A 22,122-nucleotide genomic window follows, 5' to 3' on the forward strand; every position below is an offset into this window, starting at 1 on the left:
TCACCGCGGCGGCTCTTTTTGTTTTGTCTCCTTCTCCTTTGCTTGCTTTTGCTCCTCGATCAGCCAAAACGGCTGATCACGAGCGAAATCGCCCCATTCAAACGCCATTTCTTCATTCGTTCGAGCGGGCCGCTCCTTATGCTCTTTACCCATCGCCGCCTCCTTGTCTCCCTTTTTTCGAATTGCGGTTCGCACCGCGGATCATGTCCTCCTCGCCGGCATATTGTGCCGCAAATTCGGTATCCGGCAAACTTTCCGTTGGCGTTTTATTGTTGTTTTTCGCTGCATCAAATTTCACTTTTCGCTTCATCATCGTTTCGTCTCCTCCTCATCAACCGTTTTCCGCTCATAAGCGACAAGCACAATTTCTTCTCCTGTTTCTTCACGCAGCCGCTGTTCGAGTTGCTGGAGCTGGCGAAGCGCCCCGTCATGAAGACGAGCGACTGGAAATGCGACGTTGGCCACACCCATCCTCCTTTCGCATTTTTTCTTATCATGCCTCGTTCAGGTGCGTTTTATCATAGTTCCGAAAGAAGACTCCCACTTCAAGCAAAGCGAAGCGGGAGTAGTTCACGCGTCTCCATAGCCGGTACATCTCCCGTCTGTCATCATCTGATCCAGAGGCTTTCATTCGGCAAGAAAGAGGGAAATTGAAAACGCCCCACTGTCCCATATTTCCCTTCATGACAGCTTTTCTCACAGCTTTTCTCTTTGAGCATGTTCTGGATGAATGAGCCAAACAGCCATGCTACCGGCGATCAGTGCTAGTGCGCTGAGCACCAAAAGAAGCCAACTTGCACCATTTTTCATCAGCCATGCCGCCAGCGGCGGCCCGGCGGCCATGCCGATAAATCGAAGTGAACTGTAAAATGACGTCACCGTCCCACGCTCGCTTCTCTCAATTCCTTCCGTAATCAGCGCATCCAAGCATGGAAGCGCGGCGCCAATGCCGATGCCGGCAGCCGAAAACAACGCCATCCAAACAGAGAGAGACGGATGAAACGAAATGATGGCCAACGATGCAGCTGACAAGAGGCAACCGGCGACCGCTCCCCATTTCATCCGTTTTTTCCGGCCGCCAATCGCTTTCCCAGCGGCAAATGAGGCGAGGCAGAGCGCTCCGAGCGGGATGGCGAGCATCCATCCTTTCTTGATTCCGTCAATGCGATAAACGTCTTCAAGACGGTTGGAAAGAAAAAACAAAAAGGCAAATAACACGAGCATCAATAAACCACCGATCATAAAAACACCAACAAGCCAGCGCCCTTCGCGGCGGAAAATTGCCGCCACCGCTGCGGCAAAATCCCGAAACGGCTGCGGCTGCTCCCGCCGCACTGACGCTTGGACGGACCAAATCATCAGTGCCGCTGACAGCAGACAAAAGACGGGAAACGAAAAAAACGGCAAAAACCAAACAATCCCGGCCAGCATCGCCCCGAGAATCGGGCTCAACACTTTGCCAAACGTATTCGCCGTTTCAACCACTCCCAACCAGCGGCTCGCCTCATCATCATCCGGAAACAAATCACCAACAAGCGGCAAAACGATCGGAAACGCCCCTGCCGCCCCGAGCCCTTGCAGCATGCGCCCGGCGATCATCCAGCCGTACGGGTCGCTCACCCGCCAAGCAGCCCATCCCGCCAGCCCCCCTCCCGCGGCCGCCAGCAACAGGCTTGGAATGATGACCATTTTTCTCCCGATGCGGTCGCTTATATATCCGGCCAGCGGAATGAACAAAATCGCCACAACGGAATACATCGTGATCAGCAGGCTCGACTGCAGCGGCGTGATGCCGAGATGCCGTTCCATCGCCGGCAGCACCGGGATGAGCATCGAATTGCCCAGCGTCATGACAAGCGGAATCGAGGCAAGCGCAGCGACCGCCCACCCCCGACCGGCCTGCCTCCCTGCCGGTTTTGGCAGCTGCACCGTCCATTCCATCGCCTCGGTCCCTTTCCTGTGAAGTCGATATTTCCACCTATATGATGCGCGTTTTTTTCACGGATATGCCGCACGAAAAAAGGCTGCCGCCAAAGGAGGACAACCCCCCGTTTGGCGAACAGCCTCTTCTTCTTGATATGATCGATAAACTACCGTGCAAAACACCTATTATTTCCCGCCTGTGAACGAAATTCCTTTGATAAAGTAGCGGTTGAAAAAGGCGTAAATGACCAACACCGGCAGCGTAAACACCATGGATGCCGCCATAATGTAGTTCCAATAGCTGATGTACTGTCCTTTGAAGCTGTTGAGGCCAAGCGGCAGCGTAAACAGCTGCGGATCGGACAAAGTAATGAGCGGGCGCATGAAATCGTTCCACGAACCCATGAAGACGAAAATGGCTTGAGCCGCCAGAGCCGGACGGGCAAGCGGCAATACGATTCGGAAAAAGATCCCGAACCGCCCGAGGCCGTCAAGCTCCGCGGCCTCTTCCAATTCTTTCGGGAAGTTGATAAAAAACTGCCGCATCATGAAAATAAACGTAGCGTTCACCATCGTCGGCACGATCATCCCTTGATACGAGTTCAGCCAGCCGAGCTGTTTCAAAATCAAATAGTTTGGAATCATCGTCACTTGCGCTGGAATCATCAAGACAGCCAAAATGATCAAAAACAGCGGTTTTCTGCCGGGAAATTGCAGTCGGGCCAACGCATAGCCAGCCATAGAGTTGAACAATAAATTCAGCACTGTCACAGTTCCCGCAACCACGACACTGTTTAGCAGCCAGCGCGGAAATAGCTCCTGTTCGACAAAAATCTGCTTATAATTATCAAGCGTAAACTTTTTCGGAATAAAGGACATGGTTCCGCTCACAATTTCTTCAAGTGTCTTAAACGACGAGGACAGCGCCCATAAAAACGGAATCATCGTAATCACGGCATATGTGATCAAGATCGCATACAGCAGAAACTTTCCAATGCCCATTTTCTTTTTCATCCATGTTCATCCCCTTAATAAAGAGACTCTTCTTTTGACAACTTCCGTTGCAACAATGTCGCGATGAAAATCAAAAGCGCTAACGCAAATGCAAGCGCAGCGGCATATCCCATTGTCCCTAATGTTTTAAATGCATATTGGTAAATCAAAAGCACAACCGTCAACGTCGAGTTGTTCGGACCGCCGGAACCACCCGAGAAAATATACGATTGGTCAAACAGCTGGAATGTCCCAATCAGCCCCATGATCACGACAAATGAGGTCACCGGCCGCAAATAGGGAACGGTTATATGCCAAAACTTTTGCCAGGCGCTGGCTCCGTCCAGCTCCGCTGCTTCATACAATGAATCAGGGACATCTTGCAGCGCGGCGAGATAAATGACCATAAAATACGGTGCTGTCGCCCAAATGTTCATGATCATAATGGCATTCAATGCTACATCGGGATCGCCGATCCAGTTATATGTCGGCAAACCAACCGCTTTCAATACGTGATTGATAAGTCCATTTTGGTTGTACATCCACATGAAAATGAGCGTCAGCACGGCCGAGGACGTCAACGTCGGCAAAAAGTACACAATGCGGAAAAACTTTTGTCCCTTGAGCCCTGCATTTAATGTCGCCGCTAATACAAGCGCTAAAATGGTCTGGCAGGGAACGACAATGACGACATATTTCAGCGTGTTCCATAACGCGATTTTGGCCCGAGTATCATCGGCCATGCGCTTGAAATTGTCCAACCCGACGAACTCAAACGAAGTCGTACCCAACAATTGCACTTTGTGAAAGGCCAGAAAAATCGCAAACAAAATCGGGCCGATAATAAAAAGAAGCAGCACAAATAAAGTAGGAGACAAAAACAGGTAGCTTGCCCCCGCTTCGCGCCACATTCGCTTCGTTGACATTCTTTTCATCTTATTCCCTCTCCTTGCCGAGAATCGAAAATCGCTATTCCTCTCTTTCTAACGCAGCCGAAAACAGCTGCGGTTAGAAAGAAAGGAACAGCTCCCTGGCAGAGCATGCCCCATCTGCCAGGGGCTGATTCGCCTTATTTGCTCTCGATTTCGCTATTCGCCGTTTTTTGCGCTTCTTTCAATGCCTCAGCAAGCGGACGTTCACCGAGGAAAGCGCTGACAAATTGGTTATTGAAGTTGTTCATAATAATCGGCAAGTTCGTTCCGTTTTGCCATACAGTTGCATACGATGCTCCAGCGACTAATGGCGCCCGCAACGGATCTTTGTCAAATCCCAATTCAGCAGCGACCGATTTCCGCGTCGGCAAAGCATACCCCTTGCTCGTCCATGTTTTCATGCCTTCTTTGCCAGTCAAATACGAGATGAGCTCCCAAGCCGCTTCTTTCTTTTTCGAGTCTTTGTTCATGACATAAGCCACTGTGTACGCCATCGTCGCCTTTTTGCCATTGATCATTGGAACTTCCGCTGTACCGAATTCTAAATTCGGGAACGTGTCTTGTAAAAATGGAATCGCCCAGTTCCCTTCAATCACCATAGCGGCTTTGCCTTGCCCGAACATCTCGCCGCCCCATGTGGCCCCAACTTCATTGGGTTGGGCCGCCGACTTATCTTTTAAGTGCATATCAACGATCGGCTGGAGCGCCTCGACGACTTTCGGATCGGCGAAGCTCGCTTTATTATCCGTCACAACTTTGCCGCCTTTGGATTCAGCAATGTAGTATAAGCGAGCCAGTTCCGGTGCAACGCCAAATCCGTATACTTGCTTCCCTTTTGTCAGCTTTTTCGCCACTTCCCGCAGTTCATCCCAAGTTTTTGGGACTTCAACGCCTGCTTCTTCGAACATCTTTTTATTGTAAAACAGTGCTAGCGTCGAATAGTCTTTCGGGAATCCGTAAATTTTCCCGTCTTTCCCTTTAAACGCATCAAGCATCGGCTTTTCAAAATCGTTAATGTCAAAATCGTCCGTTACATATTTGTCAAGCGGCTCAAGCGCCCCTGTTTCAATCAGAGCTGGGGCTTCAAATGCATCAAGGTAAAACACATCCGGCCCTTGCCCACCCGCTAAACGGGTTTTGATGACATCCATATACTGGTCGGCAATGACTTCATACTTGACCTTAATATTGGGATATTTTTTTTCAAAATCATCCAGTGTTTGTTTCAACAACTTTTGTTCAGTTGGATTGCCGCCCCAGCCAGCCAACGTCACTTCTACTTTTTCTCCTGCTTTGCCTCCCCCATTCGTTTGCTCCGCTTTCTCTCCTCCGCTGCAGCCAGCCAAAAGGCTGCCGAACAGCACTGATGCTGCGCCAACTGTTGCCAGCCATTTTTTCATCTCCATCAAAACCTCCCTTTTTTTATCAATGAAATATTTTATATAACAAGGAAAGGAAGACCTTTCCTTGTTATGGTTGAATGATGAGGTCCCAGCCTGTCGTGTTTTCGTCAATATGAACACGGCAGCCTTGATGTTCACGCATCACCGTCAGTGATAAGCGCCCGGAGCCAATCGCGATATTCTCGACTTTCAGCATATTCATGGAATCAAGTAAAGTCGGTGATAAAGAAATGCTTTGCTCGATGGCATTAGGGAACAAGCCTAACAGCGCTTGGACAAACACCAATGGCGTCCCAGCCGCCCATGCTTGCGGCGAGCAGGCGACAGGATAGCGGACCGGTTTTCCCTCTGACCGGCTGTAGCCGCAAAACAACTCCGGCAAGCGATCATACTCAAAATGCATCGATGCTTCCATGAGTCCTTCAATGACCGTCTTTGCCTCGCGCCGCCGCCCCAGTTTGCTTAAGCCAAGCAAAATGAGGCTGTTGTCATGCGGCCAAATGCTTCCATTATGATAGCTCATCGGGTTATATCCCGCTTCTCCTTCGCCCATCGTCCGGATGCCGTAACCCGAAAACATTTTTTCCGAAAGAAGGGTGTCAATGACGGCATCCGCCCGCCTTCTTTCGAGCATTCCTGAAAACAGCACATGACCTGGGTTCGATGTAATCGTTCTGACAGGGGCTTTGTTTTCATCTAACGCAAGAGCATAAAATTTCCGATCTTCCATCCAAAACTGTTCTTCAAAGCGCTTTTTCAAAGCTTCCGCCTGCGTTCGAAGCGCTTCTGCTTTTTCCACTTCCTGAAGCTGTTCGAAAATGTCGGCAAGCCCCATTTTGGCGTGATAAACGTAGCCTTGGACTTCAACAAGGGCGATCGGCGCGCGGGCATACTCGCCGTTTTCGTGCACAATCGAATCGCCTGAATCTTTCCATCCCTGATTGGCAATCCCCTTGCTCGATTCCTGGAAATACTCGACAAATAAATCGCCGTCGCGGTCGCCATACCGGTCAATCCAATGGAGCGCCGCATCAATGTTTAGTCGAAGCTGCCGGACGAGATCGAAGTTGCCGGTCCATTTGACATACTCCACCAACAGAACTAAAAAGAGCGGCGTCGCATCGATCGTTCCGTAATAAGGGGTAAACGGAATTTGATTCGTATTGGCCAACTCACCGAATCGGATTTCATGCATGATTTTTCCAGGCTGTTCATCGCGCCACGGGTCTACTTTCGTTCCCTGATAGCGGGCCATTGTCAACAACGTGCCTTTGGCTATTTCATGGTTGAACGGGAGCAGCTGCAAGGCCGCAATCAAACTGTCCCGGCCGAAGGGAACGCCAAACCACGGAAGTCCGGCCACCGGAAATGGCCCACAGCCAAGATCCGTAAGCAGCACCCGCAAATCCCCAATGCCCCGGCGGACTAAACGCTCAAACTGTCGTTCGTCCGTGATGACGTTCGCTGTTTCCCTTTCCCAACGCTGATAGGATTCTTGCAATCGTTGAAGCGCCTGTTCAGGCGGAATGACCTCCACTCTGCCTGTTTTGCCGATGATTGGTTCGACCATCAACGTAACCGTCTGCTCTTCCGCCCGGTCGAGCGCAAAGTCAAAAACAATTTCTCCATGTTCCTTAACGGTTTTCTCCTCTCGATCCCAGCTGACCTTCGTTGCCCGTTCCACTCCGTCGGCTCCCTCGTAATGGAACGTGAGCGAACGTTTTCCAATGGTCTGGCCTGTCCGCTTTCCCACCTCTCCTGTCTGAAAGCCGCGAACGATAAACATATCGGCAAAATCGGCATCCATGTGCACGCTGATTTCCAATTGCACCGGCTTGGGATGATAATTTTTCAGCTTAATGGTTTCATAGAGCACACCCGCATAAATAAATCGTTTGCGCTCAATTTCGACGGATTCGCGCCACAAAATCAGCTCTCCGTCCCGTTCAATATGAGGGTTTGTCAATAAAATGGTAGCGACATAATTTTGTGCCGCATCAGACGCCAGCAGCACGGGTTCTTCCCCATTGATGCGCAAACTCCATTTGCTCAAAAAACGGGTGTCTTTTGTATACAGCCCTAATCCGTACGGATGATGTTCAGGGATATTCCCGTCTTGATCCGTCAATAAAAACACATCGTTTTCTTTAATCACTCGATAATCCATGTTGCTTCCCCCTGATTCTAGGTTGTCATCATCGGCTCAACAGCACGATGTCTTTTCTGCGTCAATTATGCTTTACAAGCGAATTCCAAAACGTTTTCATTCATGATTCAAAAAAATCTGTCTTCATGACACCACAACAATCCGAAACGTTTTGGATCATAACTGAAACTGGCTCAGGGCGGTGAAAAAAGCCCTCATCCATCTTTTTTCACCGTCGACCCCCGTATTTTCAGTTCTGTTTCCAGAATCTTGACATGGGACTGAGCGTTGCCTTCCAGCATATCAATCAACAGCTTGGCGGCCTCATATCCCATAGCAAATTTGTCTTGGGCGATGGTGGAGAGTGCAGGCGATGAATAGGACGCTAAAATAATGTCATCGTAGCCAATCACGGCCACATCGTCCGGAACCCGCTTTCCAAGCTGTTTTACTGCCTTGATGACACCTAGCGCCATTAAATCGCTTGCACAAAAGAAAGCCGTAATTTCTGGATATTGCTGAAGCAACCTCAATGCCTCCCGCTCCGAGATTTCTTCGCGGAACGCTCCATTGGCAATCCAATATTCGCGTACGGGCAAACCTGCTTCAATCAACGCCTCCTTGAATCCTTTCACCCGCTGTTCGCTCACAAATGCGTATTCATATCCATTGATCATCGCGATCCGTTTATGCCCGAGCTCAATTAAATGACGCACCGCTTTTTTCGCACCGAGCACATTGTCCGTTGTCACATAGCCAACGGTTTTGGACTCGATGGGAATATCAATCAGGACACATGGAATTTCGCTTTCCACGACCTCATGCAAATACGGGTCATCCGTACGAATCCCTTGCAAAATCGCCCCATCGACGCGCCGCTCCCGACAAAGCTGTGTATACGTTTTTTCTCTTTGCTTGGTCGATGTCGTGCTGAACAGCACCATATCATAATCGACTTCACTGACATACTCATTGACGCCGGCCAGCACCTCAAAGGTAAAATTATCCTTGGCACTTTCCCTTGTTAATCCAGAAACGAGCAGCCCGATCGTCTTCGATTTATTCATGACAAGCCCGCGCGCCAGTGTATTGGGGCTGTAGTTCAACTGCTTCGCGATATCCATGATTTTTTGTCTCGTTTTTTCATTCACATCGGAATAGCCGTTCAGCGCGCGTGAAACCGTCGTAATCGAAACTCCCGCTGCCTTGGCAATATCTTTAATGGTTGTCACTGCCATTCCTCCAAAACGTTTTCGGTCATCTGCTCGTTTTCATTATAAACAATAACCGAAAACGTTTGCAATCTTTTTTTTAATGAAAAATTCCTCCTTTAATTCCCAACCATATCTCTTTGTTAGATCGTCCATACTAATCATACCTCATCAAAAAAACCATCAAGGAGGAATTTCATATGGCTCGTTCAAGCAACAAACTGCTTGTTCCAGGCATCGAACAAGCGTTGGAACAAATCAAATACGAAATCGCCCAAGAGTTTGGCGTACAGCTCGGGGCTGGCACGGTTTCCCGCGCCAACGGCTCCGTCGGCGGAGAAATTACGAAACGGCTTGTCGCCCAAGCGCAAAGCGAACTGGCAGGCCGAAAAACGGAATAAAGCCGAGCGGAATCACTCGGCTTTTTTCGTTTTGGCATCCATCGCTTTCGAATGGCGGTGGGCGTCGGCTGGGCGGCGATCTTTCTTTTTCTTTTTTCACATCGAAGAAATTCCCCTTCCGGCGTCAATACCGTGACGAACTCTTCACCTAACTCCAGCACAATTCCCTTTTTCACAATGAAAGCACCCCTTTTATCACCATGAACCGAGAAGTCCCCACTTCCATGCGTGAGCGTAAGTGGGGGATGAATTGGGATTTGCCGTCGCTCTTCCTCTTGCTTCCACAGAACAGAAGGTGTAAAATGGATAGTGATAGAACACACGTTCCTGTATGTAGGAGGGAAGATCATGCATAGAGCCTACCGCTTTCGGTTGTATCCCACCTCAACACAAGCGAAGCTCATCAACCAAACGATCGGGTGCTGCCGATTTGTGTACAACCACTTTTTGGCCGAGTGGAATGAGGCGTATGAAACCACCGGAAGAGGGCTCGGCTACAACGAATGTTCCAAAAAGCTGACGGCATTGAAACAAACGATCCCGTGGCTGAAGACTCCCGATTCGACCGCCTTGCAAAACGCGTTGCAACAGCTGGCCGAGGCGTTTGACCGGTTCTTCGAGGGAACGGCGAACGCTCCCCGCTTCAAAAGCAAAAAACATCCGAACCAATCGTACACCGCTCAGTGCAACTATCCCAAGAACGGACGACCCACGATCGAAGTGGACGGCCATCGCTTGAAGCTTCCCAAGCTCGGATGGGTGAAGTTCGCCAAAAGCCGTGAGGTTCAAGGCCGCATCCTCTCGGCCACCATTCGTCGCAATCGAACAGGGAAGTATTTCGTCTCCATCCTCGTGGAAACGGACATTCCCCCATTGCCCAAACCGACAAGAAAGTGGGCGTCGATTTGGGGTTGAAACAGATCGTGGTGCTTTCCACAGGCGAAAGATCGAACACCCCCGGTATTGGCGCCGGTATGAAGAAAAGCTCGCCTACTGGCAGCGGGTGATGGCTCGTCGGAAGCCGGGCGGTTCGAACTGGGAGAAAGCCCGTTTGAAAGTGGCCAAGCTTCATGAAAAAATCGCCAACTGCCGGAACGATTTCCTGCACAAACTGTCCACCCGCCTCATCCGCGAAAACCAAGTGGTGTGCGTGGAGGACTTGCGTGTTAGGAACATGCAAAAGAACCGCAAGCTGGCCAAATCCATTTCTGATTCCGCGTGGGGGCGTTTTCTCAACATGCTTGAGTATAAAGCGACATGGTACGGGCGGACGGTGGTTCGTGTTGCGTACACGTTTCCCTCGAGTCAATTGTGCTCGTGCTGCGGGCACCGGCAGGTTGAGGTGAAGTCGCTCGGCATCCGCGAGTGGGTGTGCCCGAGCTGCGGGGCCGAACATGACCGGGACCACAACGCCGCTTGGAATATCCTGAATGAAGGGCTTCGTTTGCTGTCGTTGTAAGACAGCACAACCGTGGGACGCACGGGGATGGCTTGGTCGACAGCCTGCCGTGGGGCGGGTGTTCCCAAGAATCTCCCATCTCGAAATACGGGCGGGAGAGCGTTCAAATAGTCCTTTAGGTAAATGTAATCGCCTGCCAAAATAACCGCGACCGCAATAATGTATTTTCTATTTCTCTCAATCGTCTTGCGGCTGACCAACGCCATCGTTTCCAGCTGTTTGATTGGCAGCTGCTTTTTTCGAAACAACAGGGCGAGCCATTCCTCGTTCGCCACAAGCAACTCGGCGACGCGAATGGCATTGAGGCGGGCGTCTTTATGTTTTGGCAATTGTTCGACTAAATCGTGAAAATGAAAAAGTGGTGAAACGCGGTGTTGCCGAAAAGTTTGACGAAATGGAAAAAGGGGCTGTTTCCCCATTGGGACAGCCCCTTTTTCATTGTTTGGCCGCTCATCCGGCCTTTTCTTCCGTCCGTGCCATTTCATTCAGCTCACTATGCTTGCGGCCGTAGATAAAGTAAATCACTAAACCGATCAGCAGCCACGAGACAAAACCGATCCATGTCGTCGCCGGAAGCTGAAGAACGAGGTAGCCGCAGAATAAGACAGCCAAAATCGGGATGACTGGGACAAACGGAACGCGGAATGCCCGCTTTAAGTCCGGCTGCGTTTTACGCAACACCAACACGCCGATCGAGACGGTGATAAAGGCAAAGAGCGTGCCGATGTTCGTCAGTTCCGCCAATTTGTTGAGCGGAATGATGCCGGCGAATACCGCTACAGCCGCTCCCGTCAGCCACGTATTGACATACGGCACTTGGCGCGTCGGGCTGATGCGAGCAAACACTTTCGGCAGCAAACCGTCGCGGCTGATGGCGTAGAAAAGACGCGTCTGCCCATACATCATCACAAGGAGCACGGTCGTAATGCCGGCGATCGCCCCGAGCGAAATAAAGCCCGCCACCCAGTCTTGGTGGATATAGTTTAACGCAAACGCCACTGGGTTTTTCACGTTGAGCTGCTCGTACGGAACGATGCCTGTCAATACGAGCGAAACCGCGATATACAACAATGTGCACACAAGCAACGAGACGATGATGCCAATTGGCATATCGCGCTGCGGATTGCGCACTTCCTCCGCCGCCGTCGACACCGCATCAAAGCCAATGTAAGCGAAAAACACCGTCGCCGCGCCGGTCGCTACGCCAGAGAAGCCATACGGCATAAACGGCGTCCAGTTTTCCGGTTTGACGTACCAAACACCGACCGCCAAAAAGAGCAGCACGACCGCCACTTTAATGGCAACGATCACCGCATTAAAACGAGCCGATTTTTTCGCCCCTAAATTCAACAAAAACGTAATGAACAGGACGATGATAATCGCTGGCAAATCGATGAACGTTCCTTTCGCCGGATCATACGCACTCGTCAGCGCCTTTGGCAGTTCGATGCCAAAACCGGAAAGCAACCCCTGGAAATAGCCGGACCAACCGACGGCGACCGCCGACGAAGCAACCCCGTATTCCAAAATCAAATCCCATCCCAAAATCCAAGCGATGAGCTCACCAAACGTGGCATAGCTGTAAGTGTAAGCGCTCCCCGACACTGGCACAGTTGAGGCAAATTCTGCGTAGCAAAGCGCCGCAAACACACACGCCAACCCAGACAAAACGAACGAAAGAACGAGAGCCGGACCAGCATGTTCCGCCGCCGCCACCCCAGTCAAGACGAAAATGCCTGTCCCGATAATGGCGCCGATGCCGAGCATCGTTAAATCAAATGCGCCTAACTCTTTTCGCAGCGAGGCTCCTTTTGCCCCCGATTCTTTCATGAGCAACTGAATCGGTTTTTTACGAAACAAATTCATAGATGTCTCCCCTTGTCGTTTTTTGTAGAAAATTGTTGAATTTTATTGTCGAATACAGTTGTCATTCTACATGATCCTTGTTTTTTTGTAAAGTGCGAAAATAAGAAAAACAGCAAAAAATTTTTTCCGTTTTGTGCGGCAAAGCAAAAAATAGTTTTTAAAAATAATAAAAAATATCAATTTACAAACTTTTCAGATAAACGTATAATGAATGTGTGACAAATTTGTGTCAAGAAAGGGGGATTCACATCCGCCGCTTGCGGAAGAACATTCCATTACTCTTTTTGAAAACGCTTTAATACAAACAAGGAGGGATCACGATGGCAGTGAAAAAGGAATCGTTGGCCGGACAGGGAGGCATCAACTATGAAGCCATCGCCCAATCCGCTTCGTTTCGCGAACTCATTCAGGCGAAGAAGCGGTTTATCATCCCGGCAACCATCTTTTTCTCCGTCTTTTACTTCGCTCTTCCGGTGTTGACGTCCTACTCGAAAGCGTTGAATGCGCCGGCGGTCGGGCCGGTCAGCTGGGCTTGGCTGTTTGCCTTTGCGCAATTTATCATGACATGGGCCTTATGCATCCTTTATTCGAAACGCGCAGCACAATTTGATGCCATCGTCGAGCAAGTGAAGCAAGAAGCGAAGGAAGGAGGAAACGCCTAATGCACGGGTTGGCCTTTTTCCTCTTTCTCATCATCGTCGCCTTGACGCTCGTCATTACGTACTACGCCTCCAAGCGCACGAAAACAACGAGCGAATTTTACACCGCTGACAGCAGCCTCACCGGCTGGCAAAACGGGCTCGCCATCGCCGGCGACTATATGTCCGCCGCCTCTTTTCTCGGCATTGCCGGCATGATCGCGCTGACGGGATTTGACGGTTTCTTTTACAGCATCGGCTTCCTTGTCGCTTATCTTGTCGTCTTGTACATCGTTGCCGAGCCGCTTCGCAACCTCGGCAAATACACGATGGCCGATATGATCGCCGCCCGTTTTGATGATAAGAAAGTGCGCGGCGTCGCGGCGTTAAATACGATCGCCATCTCGATCTTCTATATGATCGCCCAGCTCGTCGGCGCCGGCGGCCTCATCAAGCTTCTGTTGGGTCTAGACTACGTTTATTCTGTCTTGATCGTCGGCGTTTTGATGACGGTGTACGTCGTCTTCGGCGGCATGACGGCAACGAGCTGGGTGCAAATCGTCAAAGCCGTCTTATTGATGGTCGGTACGTTTATCATTTCCATCATCGTCTTTGCTAAATTCGATTTCAGCATCGCCAAAATGTTCCATGAAGTCAAAACCGCGACACCGCTTGGCGAAGCGTTTTTAAACCCGGGCAACAAGTTTAAAGACCCGCTCGATACGATTTCCTTAAACTTGGCGCTCGTGTTGGGGACGGCCGGGCTGCCGCACATTTTAATCCGCTTCTTTACGGTCAAAGACGCCCCGACTGCGCGCAAATCGGTCGTTTATGCAACATGGATCATTGGGCTTTTCTACGTCATGACGATCTTTTTAGGGTTTGGCGCCGCCGCGTTCGTCGGCTATGACAAAATCGTCGCCGCCAACCCGGCCGGCAATATGGCTGCCCCGCTGTTGGCAGAAGCCCTTGGCGGAGATTTCTTGTTCGCTTTCGTCTCTGCCGTAGCGTTTGCGACCATTTTGGCCGTTGTCGCCGGGCTTGTTCTGTCAGCCGCTTCGGCGTTTGCCCATGACTTTTACAGCCATATTTTGCGGCGCGGCCAAGCGACGGAAAAAGAACAAATGCTCGCCGCCCGCTGGGCGTCGGTCGGCGTTTCCGTATTATCGATTTTGTTGGCGCTGTTCGCGCAAAAAATGAACGTCGCGTTCCTTGTATCACTGGCATTTGCGGTCGCCGCAAGCGCCAACTTGCCGACGATCGTATTCACCATTTTCTGGCGCCGCTTTAACACGACTGGAGCGATTACGGGGATGCTTGTCGGTCTGATCAGCGCCTTAGTGCTCGTCTTCTTCAGCCCGAACGTCTGGTCGCCGCAGCCAGGTGCCGCCATTTTCGTCGGCGAACCGCTCTTTAAGCTCGCCAACCCGGGCATCATCTCGATTCCGCTCGGCTTTGTCGGCGCCATCGTCGGCACGCTCGTCTCGTCGAAAAAAGCGGACGAAAAGAAATATACGGAAATTGTCGTCAAAGCGAACACCGGGATCGGGCGCGTATAACGCTACGAAGAAGGGGCTGGCCCAAAACGCGAGCACGTTTTGGACCAGCCCCAATTAGCATTATAACAGTTTGTATAGGTAATATTCATTGACAAATTCCCCATTCACTCTTAACGATTGAACCCTCTCGCCTTCTAATACGAACCCCATCTTCCTATATAAGTTGAACGCCTTATCGTTCCCTTTCATGACCGTAAGTCCTAATCTCGAAATTCCAACTTCCTTTGCCCACTCAAACGCTTTGTTGAATAGTTTAGTGGCAATGCCCTGTCCTTGATAGTCTTCAAGAACTCCCAAAACAACATTGGCAGAATGTCGATTTCGTTTTACATCGCCTCCTATGACAGCAAGGAACCCGACAAGCTTGTTTTCAGTTTCAGCAACAAAGATCATTTTATTCGGTTCAAACAACATTCTTTCAATCGATTTACTTTGTTGTTCAACCGTTGTTTGCCGTTCGCCAGGCTCAAATAACATAAAACCAGATTCATCAATTTTTTTGCACAACTCCAAGAAATTTTCCGCATCGCGAACTTCAATCGGTCTTATCATCATTTTTTCTTTCTCCCTTTTATCATCCTTTATGCCGTCGCCGTACGATGAAACACCTTCGCAAACTGCGTATACCGCTCCACTTGGCGGCGGTCGACTTCATAGCCGATGCCCGGGGCGTTCGGCACGCGGATCAAGCCGCCTTGCACCTCGACTTCCGGTGTGATAATATCCCGCTCCCAATAATGGGACGACGCGGCGGTGTCGCCGGGAAGCGCGAAGTTTTCCAACGTCGTGATCGCGATATTGTGGGCGCGCCCGACCCCTGCTTCCAGCATCCCCCCGCACCAGACCGAAACGCCGCGCTCAGCGCAAAGATCGTGGATGCGCTTCGCCTCCCAAAGCCCGCCGACGCGCCCGATTTTGATGTTGATGATGCGGCAGCTGCCAAGGTCAAGCGCCTTGCGCGCATCGTCATAGGAACGAATGCTTTCATCAAGGCAAATCGGCGTCTGAAGAAGCGGCTGTAGCCGGGCGTGATCGACAAGATCGTCAGCGGCGAGCGGCTGTTCGATCATCATCAGCCCAAATTCATCGAGCGCCTGAAGCCGCTTGGCGTCAGCGAACGTATACGCCGAATTGGCATCCGCCATGAGCGGCACGTCGGGAAACGCGCGCCGCACGTCGCGAATGACATCAACATCCCATCCCGGTTTGATCTTCACTTTGATCCGCCGGTACCCTTGCGCCACATACCGTTCCATCACCTGGAGCAGATCGGCAACCGTCGGCTGGATGCCGATGCTGACGCCGACTTCAATTTCTTTTTTCGTTCCCCCGAGAGCTTGACAAAGCGGGACGCCGAGCCGCTTGGCGTACAAATCCCATACCGCTCCCTCAAGCGCCGCTTTCGCCATGTTGTTTTGGCGGATGGCGGCAAAGCGCTCTGGCAATTCCGCTGGATGCCTAAGCGGCTTCGAAAACAAGAGCGGCACGAGAAACTCTTCAAGCATATGCCAGTTCGTTTTCACCGTTTCCTCGCTGTACCACGGGGCGGAAAACGCGACCGATTCGCCCCAGCCGGAAACGCCGTCGCAATCCACGGCTTCCACTAAAATAAACTCTTTCGTTTGAAACGTGCCGAAGCTCGTTGTAAACGGCGCCTTCAACTCCATTTGCAAATGGCGCAATATGACGTACTCGATGTTGATCGCCATTCCTCTTCCCCTTTCTGCTGCCATCGTTCACTCCGCCGCTTCCATATGTAATAAAGCACCCCTTCCTCCAGGCGGCGCCAAGCATCGAAGACAATCCATCCTTCCGCAAGCAGCCGCTGAAACAGCGCGCGTGTCGCCAGCCGCCACTCAAGCGCCAGCGCGAAATCCCGCTCTTTCAGCTGCGGAAAGTCAAGTGGAACAGCAGTCAACAGCAACGGCGCCGCTGTTTCATCGATGTCTCTCGGCACCGGGCGCAACAGGCCGTCAGCCCTTTGACTTGCCTCGAGCACCGTCAGACTTCTGGCCTTGAGAAGATCAGCTTTAGCCAAGCTCCGCTCCCCGGTCGGACGCTCATCAAGCCGCCATTCGACAATGAAGCGGTCGGACGGAAGTTGACCGTTCAACGCGTCATTCATTTCGCCGTAGCAGTTTTCCACATACTCGACGCCAAGGGCCCCAAGCTTCGCCAAGTTCAAATAGCCGTTGCGGCTTTGCAACGGGTCATACGTCCAGCGGATGACTCGATAACCGCGCCGCCGCGCTTCTTCCGCCTGTTTCATTTTCAAGCGATAGCCGAGGCCACGATCACGAAACGATTCAGCAATCCCCATCATATGGGAACAAAGATACACTTCCCCATTTCGAAACCCAGGAAAGCTGTAGACAAAGCCGACAAGCTTCCCGTCCGCATACGCCCCGATGATAATGCCCCCGTTTTTCGCCGCCGTCAGCGTTTGATGGAGCGGAACCGGCGCCGTTTTCCAAATCTCCTCCTCAAGCCTGGCCATCTCTTTCAACTGTTCGATCGTCTCAATGATTTGCAGCGACAGAGGCACGCTCGTTCTCCCCCTGCGGCGCAAACGTCGCAAACGTGTTCATCACAACCCGCGCCAAAATTTCCACGCCGGAAAGCAAATCATCGCGCCGGAACGTCATGTTCGGGTGATGGAGCCCTGGACGCAAGTCGCAGCCCAATCCGAGCATCGTTGTTTTCAGCTCCGGTTTTTTAAAGGAATAAAAATGGAAATCCTCTCCTCCCGACGTCACGACCGGCGGAACGCATTTTTCCGTCCCCAAAGTCGTGATAATCGCCTCCTCCATCAGCCGCACAGCATCTGGATCAGGATCAGCGGCGACGATGCGCGTCCGCTCAACAAGCTCAATATCAGCTCCGTAAATCGCAGCGACCCCGTTGATCACATGGCGCAGCCCCTCGACGAGCCGCTCCATCGCCTCGTTCGTTTGCGCCCGCAAATCAAGGGCAAATTCCGCGTAGTCCGGGATCGTGTTCGCATCTTTTTCACCGGCGTGAAACTTCGTCATTTTGATCGACGCTGGCACTTGTGGATCGATATGAATTTTGCCGAGCTCCTGCACGATGGCGCTGCCGACTTCAATGACGTTGACGCCTAAATGCGGCCGCGCGGCATGCGCCGCCACGCCGCGAATCCGCCCCTCGATGCATTGCGCCGCTCCGTGAATGATCGCCGGAGACGCATAACCGCCTTTTACCTCTTGAATTGGGCGCAAATGAACGCCGTACAAAAACGTTAGGCCATCAGCCGCTCCTTTTTCGATCATCTTCAGCGCCCCCGTGCCTTTTTCCTCAGCCGGCTGGAACAAAAACCGCAGCGTCCCCGGCGGCTCATAGCCGATGCGGCGAAGCAGTTTCGCCACCCCGAGCACGATCGTCATGTGGGCATCATGCCCGCACGCATGGTTCGGCTGCCAAACGCCGTTCACTTCTTGCCAAAGGGCGTCCATATCGCTGCGCACCCCAACCGTAAACGGCCCGGCGCCGATTTCCGCCACCACACCCGGGCAATCGGCAAACGTCCGCACCCGATACCCTTCGCGCTCCAACTCTCGGCGGAGAAATTCAGTCGTTTGCCACTCTTCCCAACTGATTTCTGGATGGCGATGAAGGTGATCGAAAATCTCCCATAGCTCCGCTTTCATCTGCTGAACAATTTCTTTCATCCCGCTCTCCCCCGCTGGTTGAAGTCGATAGAAAAAACATCGTTATATCCATTATAATATTCAAGCAAATAAATACAACGATAGGCAAATGATTGGAAAAAACAACTACACGCAGTTAAGGGCGGCGCTTTACCAGTTGGTTGACGACCTCAGAAAAAATGAGCCCCATCGCAATCGCCCCAGAAATCATGAACGCTTTTGCCGCTAGTGAAATCGCCGCATTGTAATCGTTCATGACAACATGGCGCATTGCCTCAAACGCTGTTCCGCCCGGCACAAGGGGAATAATGCCAGAGACGATAAAAATCGTCGCCGGCGTTCGATAGCGGCGGGCGAACCCGTTGCTTAAAAAAGCGACGAAAAACGCCGCTGCAAACGTGGCGGCGACACCGTCCATCCCCGACCGGGCGGCGGCCATATACATCGCCCAGCCGCTCATGCCGACAAATCCGCTGTGCGGCAGCAATCGTTTCGGAATATTGAAAATGACGCCAAACAGCGATGACGCCACAAAGCTAAGCAACAGCTGCACAATCATTATCGGTACTCCCTGCTAACGAATCGATAAAATAAAGGCAATGCCGGTGCCGATCGCAAACGCGGTTAAAAACGCCTCAGCACCGCGCGACAAACCGGCGATCAAATGGCCGGCCATTAAATCGCGCACCGCATTGGTAATCGCCAGCCCCGGCACGAGCGGCATCACCGAGCCAATCATCGTGTTTCCTACGTCTCCGACAAATCCGGCCCTTTCCATCAACAGCACGATCCCACCGGCGACAAAAGCGGCAAAAAATTCAGCGAAGAACCGGATTTTCACGAACCGATGCATCATTTCAAAACACCAAAACGCCATTCCACCAGAAAGAAGGGAAGGGAGAAAATGATTCATGCCGCCTAACAGCGAGGCAAAACAAGCGCTCGCCGCCGCTGCGGCAGCAGTTTGCTGCCAAAGCGGATAACCGAGTGGCTGCTGCTGAACGCGTTCCAGTTCTTTGCGCGCTCCGTCGAGCGACAGTTCGCCGCTGCTGATGCGGCGGGAAATGTGATTGACAAGCGCCACCTTGGATAAATCGGTCGAACGCTCGGAAATGCGAATAAACCTTGTTACATTCGTTCCCTCAACGGAAAACATAATGCCCGTTGGGGTCACATAGCTGTGAGAGCGGGAAACACCGAACGAAGCGGCGATGCGCCCCATCGTATCTTCCACCCGGTACGTCTCCCCACCGCTTTCAAGCATCAATTTTCCCGCTAATAAACAAACATCAACAATGTCATCCACCCGCTCCGTCATGACCGGTTTGCTCCTTTCGTTTTCGCCCGGCATGGCATTGGCCGGTGCACCCTTATCCCGTTAGCCCCACTAGGCGCTCATCGCAAAAACAAACTCCCACCAAACGGATTGGCAGGAGCCGCCTTGGATATCGTCTTTGCCAAACTTGTTTCCATTATATCAAATAGGCGGCTGACCGCCAAACCGTGAAGGGAATCTCACCGTTTCCCTTTCTTTCCTATTTTTCTGCTTCTTTCGCCTGATTTTTCGCGCCTCTACAGTCGAAAAAAGGCGCGCCAACGGCGAAATCGTTATAGCGAAGCAGCAAGCAGCGTTCCGCTCCTCTGTCTCTGTTTCACAACCTTGGAAACAAACAGCCAAACCGCAGGTGAAAAACGACCATTCGCCGGCCCATGGAAAACAAGACAATGAGAAAAAAAATGGAAAATAAGTTTAAGCAATGGCTGTTTCCAAAACACGCTGGAAACAGCCTCTTCCTTTGACTATGCAGCGCGGCCGTTCCTTTTTTCCCTCTTCCAAAATGCCTCTGCGGCAGTATACGAGTGAATCACTCACCTCGTTTTCACGCCAATGACCCGCAAACGCCCCGGCTCAATCCAAGCGAATACTTCCCCTTCTCCTGCATCCTCGCCATCCGCGTGGATCAGGACAGGAGCGGCAGGGCGGATGCGCACGTTCCGACCAGTAAACACGCAAACTTCTTTCATTCGTACATGCCCGCCCCAAAATACGGTTAAAAACAGCGCAAGAATTTTCCAACGCGGCATCGGCCCGACGACCGTCACATGAAGCAAGCCGTCATCGGCCCGGACGGACGGAGCGATGCGCATTCCCCCACCGTAGTATGGGTGATTCGAAGCCGTTGCCAGCCAGGCCTTCAAAAACGAATAATTCTGTCCATCCACACAAATATCAAGGTCAACCGGTTGATAGCGAAACAACTCTCTTACTAAATAAAACACATAAATGAACGAACCGAGTCCAAAACGATTCAGCCTCCCTTTCCATTTTGAACGGTTGGCCATGCGGGCGATATGGGCGTCAAAACCGCAGCCGATGCTGTTGGCAAACACGCCGTCGGGCACGGCGCTGCTGGCAAAACGGCCGAGATCGAAAGCCAAATCCTTGCCGGATCGAACGTCACTCAACAGCCGTTGGAGCGCCTGTTTCGGTTTTCGGGCAAGACGGAAACCGCGGACAAAGTCGTTTCCCGTTCCGGCGGGGATGCAGCCAATCGCAACGTGCGGAAACGAACCCGCTCCGTTCACCACTTCATGCACGGTCCCATCGCCCCCGACCGCCGCAATCACCGTCGGCTCGACGCTTTCCTCGCCGATTCGTCGGGCGATTTCCTTTCCTTCTCCCTTTCGGCTCGTCCAATATGCCTGATAGGCGATTCCTTCCCGATCCAGCAGCGGTTGCAGCTGCTTCCAAATGGACACGGACCGGCCGTTTTTGGCGGCTGGATTGATAATGAAATAAAGGTTCATCCTCTTCCCCCATTCATAACCCCTTTTCTTACCTATTTGCGGTTTGTTTCATTTTTCCTCTCGTCGAAATGAGAAAAATCCGAACCCGCAAACCGGATTCGGATCCCTCCGTCATTCCTCGCCAATAATTTTGACTTCTAATTCCAGATCGACCCCGAATTTTTCTTTCACTGTTTTGCGCACCATTTCGATCGTCGCAATGTAATCGGCAGCGGTCGCATTGTTTTTGTTAATAATGAATCCTGCATGCTTCGTCGACACTTCCGCACCGCCGAATCCTTTTCCCTGAAGGCCGCTGTCTTGGATGAGCTTGCCGGCAAAATAGCCCGGCGGACGCTTAAACACGCTTCCGACCGACGGATACTCAAGCGGCTGTTTCGATTCGCGCTGAAATGTTAAATCATCCATTTTCGCCTTGATTTGTGCATAGTCGCCCGGCCGGAGCGCAAAGACGACTTCAAGCACAATATCATGCGTCCGGCTGATAATGCTTGTTCGATATCCAAGCTCCAGCTCCTCGTTTTTCAGCGTTTTCAACTCACCGGAGAGCGTCGCCACTTTGACATGGTCAAGCACATCTTTCACTTCACCGCCGTACGCTCCGGCGTTCATCATAATCGCCCCGCCGACCGATCCCGGAATGCCGCAGGCAAACTCCAACCCGGTGAGGTGCTGTTCCAACGCAAACCGCGACACCGCTTTAATATCCGCCCCGCTTTGTGCGATCACGTTGTTTCCTTCACGCCAAATGCGGTTTAAATGCCTAAGCTGCATGACAATGCCGCGCAGCCCGCCATCGCGGATGATGACGTTCGAACCGTTGCCAAGAAGCGTAAACGGCAGGCCGTACTCTTCTTTCAACCGCAACACCTCAATGACCTGCTCGTACGTCTCCGGCCAGACGAGAAAATCGGCCTTGCCGCCGATCCGCACCAGTGTATGGTTTTTCATCGGCTCATCGCGAAGGACATTTCGTTCTCCACAAATCTCTACGAGTCTTTGATAAATCTGTTCCGCATGTTCCATCGTTCTGTCACCTTCTTTACTTCTTCCGTGCCGCTTGGCGGCATTCATTCCACATCGTTTCCATTATCGCTGGAATCGCGTCGCATATC

Annotated in this window: 21 protein-coding genes and 2 pseudogenes; 4 read left to right on the forward strand and 19 right to left on the reverse strand. The window is 51.7% G+C overall.

The annotated features are described in order from the left end of the window. The 9 genes from GC56T3_RS19710 to GC56T3_RS13640 form a co-directional block, all read right to left on the reverse strand. Entirely contained in the window at positions 1 to 153 is a 153-nt protein-coding gene (locus tag GC56T3_RS19710) for a hypothetical protein (RefSeq protein ID WP_013145978.1), read from the reverse strand. Further along, positions 146 to 313 carry a hypothetical protein gene (locus tag GC56T3_RS19715; RefSeq protein ID WP_011230441.1) on the reverse strand — a complete coding sequence of 56 codons (168 nt, stop codon included), beginning with the start codon at positions 311 to 313 and terminating at the stop codon, positions 146 to 148. Before GC56T3_RS19715 ends, GC56T3_RS19710 begins: the two co-directional genes overlap by 8 nt. Next, on the reverse strand, positions 310 to 465 hold the full coding sequence (locus GC56T3_RS19720) for a hypothetical protein (protein WP_013145979.1): 156 nt from the start codon (positions 463 to 465) through the stop codon (positions 310 to 312). Before GC56T3_RS19720 ends, GC56T3_RS19715 begins: the two co-directional genes overlap by 4 nt. Before the next feature lie 231 nt (positions 466 to 696). Continuing rightward, on the reverse strand, positions 697 to 1,941 hold the full coding sequence (locus GC56T3_RS13615) for an MFS transporter (protein ID WP_013145981.1): 1,245 nt from the start codon (positions 1,939 to 1,941) through the stop codon (positions 697 to 699). 168 nt (positions 1,942 to 2,109) lie between these two features. After that, positions 2,110 to 2,937, reverse strand: a complete 828-nt coding sequence (locus GC56T3_RS13620) for a carbohydrate ABC transporter permease (RefSeq protein WP_013145982.1) — start codon at positions 2,935 to 2,937, stop codon at positions 2,110 to 2,112. 14 nt (positions 2,938 to 2,951) lie between these two features. Then, positions 2,952 to 3,851 carry a carbohydrate ABC transporter permease gene (locus GC56T3_RS13625; RefSeq protein WP_013145983.1) on the reverse strand — a complete coding sequence of 300 codons (900 nt, stop codon included), beginning with the start codon at positions 3,849 to 3,851 and terminating at the stop codon, positions 2,952 to 2,954. A 134-nt stretch (positions 3,852 to 3,985) separates the two neighbouring features. Further along, positions 3,986 to 5,254 (reverse strand): ABC transporter substrate-binding protein, encoded by a 1,269-nt coding sequence (locus tag GC56T3_RS13630; protein ID WP_013145984.1) that lies wholly within the window; start codon positions 5,252 to 5,254, stop codon positions 3,986 to 3,988. 64 nt (positions 5,255 to 5,318) lie between these two features. Beyond that, positions 5,319 to 7,418 carry an amylo-alpha-1,6-glucosidase gene (locus GC56T3_RS13635; RefSeq protein WP_013145985.1) on the reverse strand — a complete coding sequence of 700 codons (2,100 nt, stop codon included), beginning with the start codon at positions 7,416 to 7,418 and terminating at the stop codon, positions 5,319 to 5,321. A gap of 194 nt (positions 7,419 to 7,612) precedes the next feature. After that, positions 7,613 to 8,629, reverse strand: a complete 1,017-nt coding sequence (locus tag GC56T3_RS13640; RefSeq protein ID WP_013145986.1) for a LacI family DNA-binding transcriptional regulator — start codon at positions 8,627 to 8,629, stop codon at positions 7,613 to 7,615. A gap of 179 nt (positions 8,630 to 8,808) precedes the next feature. Between GC56T3_RS13640 and GC56T3_RS13645 the strand changes: the two genes are divergently transcribed. Beyond that, positions 8,809 to 9,009, forward strand: a complete 201-nt coding sequence (locus GC56T3_RS13645; RefSeq protein WP_013145987.1) for an alpha/beta-type small acid-soluble spore protein — start codon at positions 8,809 to 8,811, stop codon at positions 9,007 to 9,009. A gap of 348 nt (positions 9,010 to 9,357) precedes the next feature. Beyond that, positions 9,358 to 10,468, forward strand: a pseudogene (tnpB, locus tag GC56T3_RS13650) (IS200/IS605 family element RNA-guided endonuclease TnpB). A 95-nt stretch (positions 10,469 to 10,563) separates the two neighbouring features. Here tnpB and GC56T3_RS20025 read toward each other — a convergent pair. Together GC56T3_RS20025 and GC56T3_RS13655 are read right to left on the reverse strand one after the other, a co-directional pair. Beyond that, positions 10,564 to 10,821, reverse strand: a pseudogene (locus GC56T3_RS20025) (RNA polymerase subunit sigma); the annotation flags it as partial. 97 nt (positions 10,822 to 10,918) lie between these two features. Then, complete coding sequence (locus GC56T3_RS13655; RefSeq protein WP_013145988.1) at positions 10,919 to 12,334, reverse strand: amino acid permease; 1,416 nt, start codon at positions 12,332 to 12,334, stop codon at positions 10,919 to 10,921. 320 nt (positions 12,335 to 12,654) lie between these two features. Here GC56T3_RS13655 and GC56T3_RS13660 point away from each other — a divergent pair, with 320 nt between their 5' ends. Then, on the forward strand, positions 12,655 to 12,996 hold the full coding sequence (locus GC56T3_RS13660) for a DUF485 domain-containing protein (RefSeq protein WP_013145989.1): 342 nt from the start codon (positions 12,655 to 12,657) through the stop codon (positions 12,994 to 12,996). Beyond that, positions 12,996 to 14,531 (forward strand): cation acetate symporter, encoded by a 1,536-nt coding sequence (locus GC56T3_RS13665; protein ID WP_013145990.1) that lies wholly within the window; start codon positions 12,996 to 12,998, stop codon positions 14,529 to 14,531. The genes GC56T3_RS13660 and GC56T3_RS13665 overlap by 1 nt, the downstream gene beginning before the upstream one ends. Before the next feature lie 60 nt (positions 14,532 to 14,591). Here GC56T3_RS13665 and GC56T3_RS13670 read toward each other — a convergent pair whose 3' ends face one another. From GC56T3_RS13670 to murB, 8 genes are all read right to left on the reverse strand, one after another. Continuing rightward, on the reverse strand, positions 14,592 to 15,086 hold the full coding sequence (locus GC56T3_RS13670; protein WP_013145991.1) for a GNAT family N-acetyltransferase: 495 nt from the start codon (positions 15,084 to 15,086) through the stop codon (positions 14,592 to 14,594). Between the two features lie 26 nt (positions 15,087 to 15,112). Continuing rightward, positions 15,113 to 16,240, reverse strand: coding sequence for an o-succinylbenzoate synthase (gene menC / locus GC56T3_RS13675; RefSeq protein WP_013145992.1), 1,128 nt, complete (start codon positions 16,238 to 16,240; stop codon positions 15,113 to 15,115). Continuing rightward, positions 16,189 to 17,076 carry a GNAT family N-acetyltransferase gene (locus GC56T3_RS13680; protein WP_013145993.1) on the reverse strand — a complete coding sequence of 296 codons (888 nt, stop codon included), beginning with the start codon at positions 17,074 to 17,076 and terminating at the stop codon, positions 16,189 to 16,191. The genes menC and GC56T3_RS13680 overlap by 52 nt, the downstream gene beginning before the upstream one ends. Further along, complete coding sequence (locus tag GC56T3_RS13685) at positions 17,051 to 18,220, reverse strand: M20 peptidase aminoacylase family protein (protein WP_013145994.1); 1,170 nt, start codon at positions 18,218 to 18,220, stop codon at positions 17,051 to 17,053. Before GC56T3_RS13685 ends, GC56T3_RS13680 begins: the two co-directional genes overlap by 26 nt. 115 nt (positions 18,221 to 18,335) lie before the next feature. Further along, on the reverse strand, positions 18,336 to 18,758 hold the full coding sequence (locus tag GC56T3_RS13690) for a threonine/serine exporter family protein (RefSeq protein ID WP_013145995.1): 423 nt from the start codon (positions 18,756 to 18,758) through the stop codon (positions 18,336 to 18,338). Between the two features lie 15 nt (positions 18,759 to 18,773). After that, positions 18,774 to 19,517, reverse strand: a complete 744-nt coding sequence (locus GC56T3_RS13695) for a threonine/serine exporter family protein (protein ID WP_013145996.1) — start codon at positions 19,515 to 19,517, stop codon at positions 18,774 to 18,776. A gap of 551 nt (positions 19,518 to 20,068) precedes the next feature. Continuing rightward, positions 20,069 to 21,007 (reverse strand): diacylglycerol kinase family protein, encoded by a 939-nt coding sequence (locus tag GC56T3_RS13700; RefSeq protein ID WP_013145997.1) that lies wholly within the window; start codon positions 21,005 to 21,007, stop codon positions 20,069 to 20,071. A gap of 111 nt (positions 21,008 to 21,118) precedes the next feature. Further along, positions 21,119 to 22,033, reverse strand: coding sequence for a UDP-N-acetylmuramate dehydrogenase (murB, locus tag GC56T3_RS13705; RefSeq protein ID WP_013145998.1), 915 nt, complete (start codon positions 22,031 to 22,033; stop codon positions 21,119 to 21,121). Positions 22,034 to 22,122 lie beyond the last annotated feature (89 nt).

Origin of the sequence: Geobacillus sp. C56-T3, assembly GCF_000092445.1 — a bacterium.
GTDB classification, from domain to species: domain Bacteria; phylum Bacillota; class Bacilli; order Bacillales; family Anoxybacillaceae; genus Geobacillus; species Geobacillus thermoleovorans.

Bases quoted from the DNA above. Each gene is read 5' to 3' on its own strand.
- GC56T3_RS13685 (WP_013145994.1), bottom strand. From the start codon at position 18,220: ATGAAAGAAATTGTTCAGCAGATGAAAGCGGAGCTATGGGAGATTTTC.
- GC56T3_RS13615 (WP_013145981.1), bottom strand. From the start codon at position 1,941: ATGGAATGGACGGTGCAGCTGCCAAAACCGGCAGGGAGGCAGGCCGGT.
- GC56T3_RS13665 (WP_013145990.1), top strand. From the start codon at position 12,996: ATGCACGGGTTGGCCTTTTTCCTCTTTCTCATCATCGTCGCCTTGACG.
- GC56T3_RS13660 (WP_013145989.1), top strand. From the start codon at position 12,655: ATGGCAGTGAAAAAGGAATCGTTGGCCGGACAGGGAGGCATCAACTAT.
- GC56T3_RS13690 (WP_013145995.1), bottom strand. From the start codon at position 18,758: ATGATTGTGCAGCTGTTGCTTAGCTTTGTGGCGTCATCGCTGTTTGGC.
- GC56T3_RS13645 (WP_013145987.1), top strand. From the start codon at position 8,809: ATGGCTCGTTCAAGCAACAAACTGCTTGTTCCAGGCATCGAACAAGCG.
- GC56T3_RS13625 (WP_013145983.1), bottom strand. From the start codon at position 3,851: ATGAAAAGAATGTCAACGAAGCGAATGTGGCGCGAAGCGGGGGCAAGC.
- GC56T3_RS13620 (WP_013145982.1), bottom strand. From the start codon at position 2,937: ATGAAAAAGAAAATGGGCATTGGAAAGTTTCTGCTGTATGCGATCTTG.
- GC56T3_RS19715 (WP_011230441.1), bottom strand. From the start codon at position 313: ATGATGAAGCGAAAAGTGAAATTTGATGCAGCGAAAAACAACAATAAA.
- GC56T3_RS13630 (WP_013145984.1), bottom strand. From the start codon at position 5,254: ATGGAGATGAAAAAATGGCTGGCAACAGTTGGCGCAGCATCAGTGCTG.
- GC56T3_RS19710 (WP_013145978.1), bottom strand. From the start codon at position 153: ATGGGTAAAGAGCATAAGGAGCGGCCCGCTCGAACGAATGAAGAAATG.
- menC (WP_013145992.1), bottom strand. From the start codon at position 16,240: ATGGCGATCAACATCGAGTACGTCATATTGCGCCATTTGCAAATGGAG.
- GC56T3_RS13635 (WP_013145985.1), bottom strand. From the start codon at position 7,418: ATGGATTATCGAGTGATTAAAGAAAACGATGTGTTTTTATTGACGGAT.
- GC56T3_RS13695 (WP_013145996.1), bottom strand. From the start codon at position 19,517: ATGACGGAGCGGGTGGATGACATTGTTGATGTTTGTTTATTAGCGGGA.
- GC56T3_RS13655 (WP_013145988.1), bottom strand. From the start codon at position 12,334: ATGAATTTGTTTCGTAAAAAACCGATTCAGTTGCTCATGAAAGAATCG.
- murB (WP_013145998.1), bottom strand. From the start codon at position 22,033: ATGGAACATGCGGAACAGATTTATCAAAGACTCGTAGAGATTTGTGGA.
- GC56T3_RS13700 (WP_013145997.1), bottom strand. From the start codon at position 21,007: ATGAACCTTTATTTCATTATCAATCCAGCCGCCAAAAACGGCCGGTCC.
- GC56T3_RS13670 (WP_013145991.1), bottom strand. From the start codon at position 15,086: ATGATGATAAGACCGATTGAAGTTCGCGATGCGGAAAATTTCTTGGAG.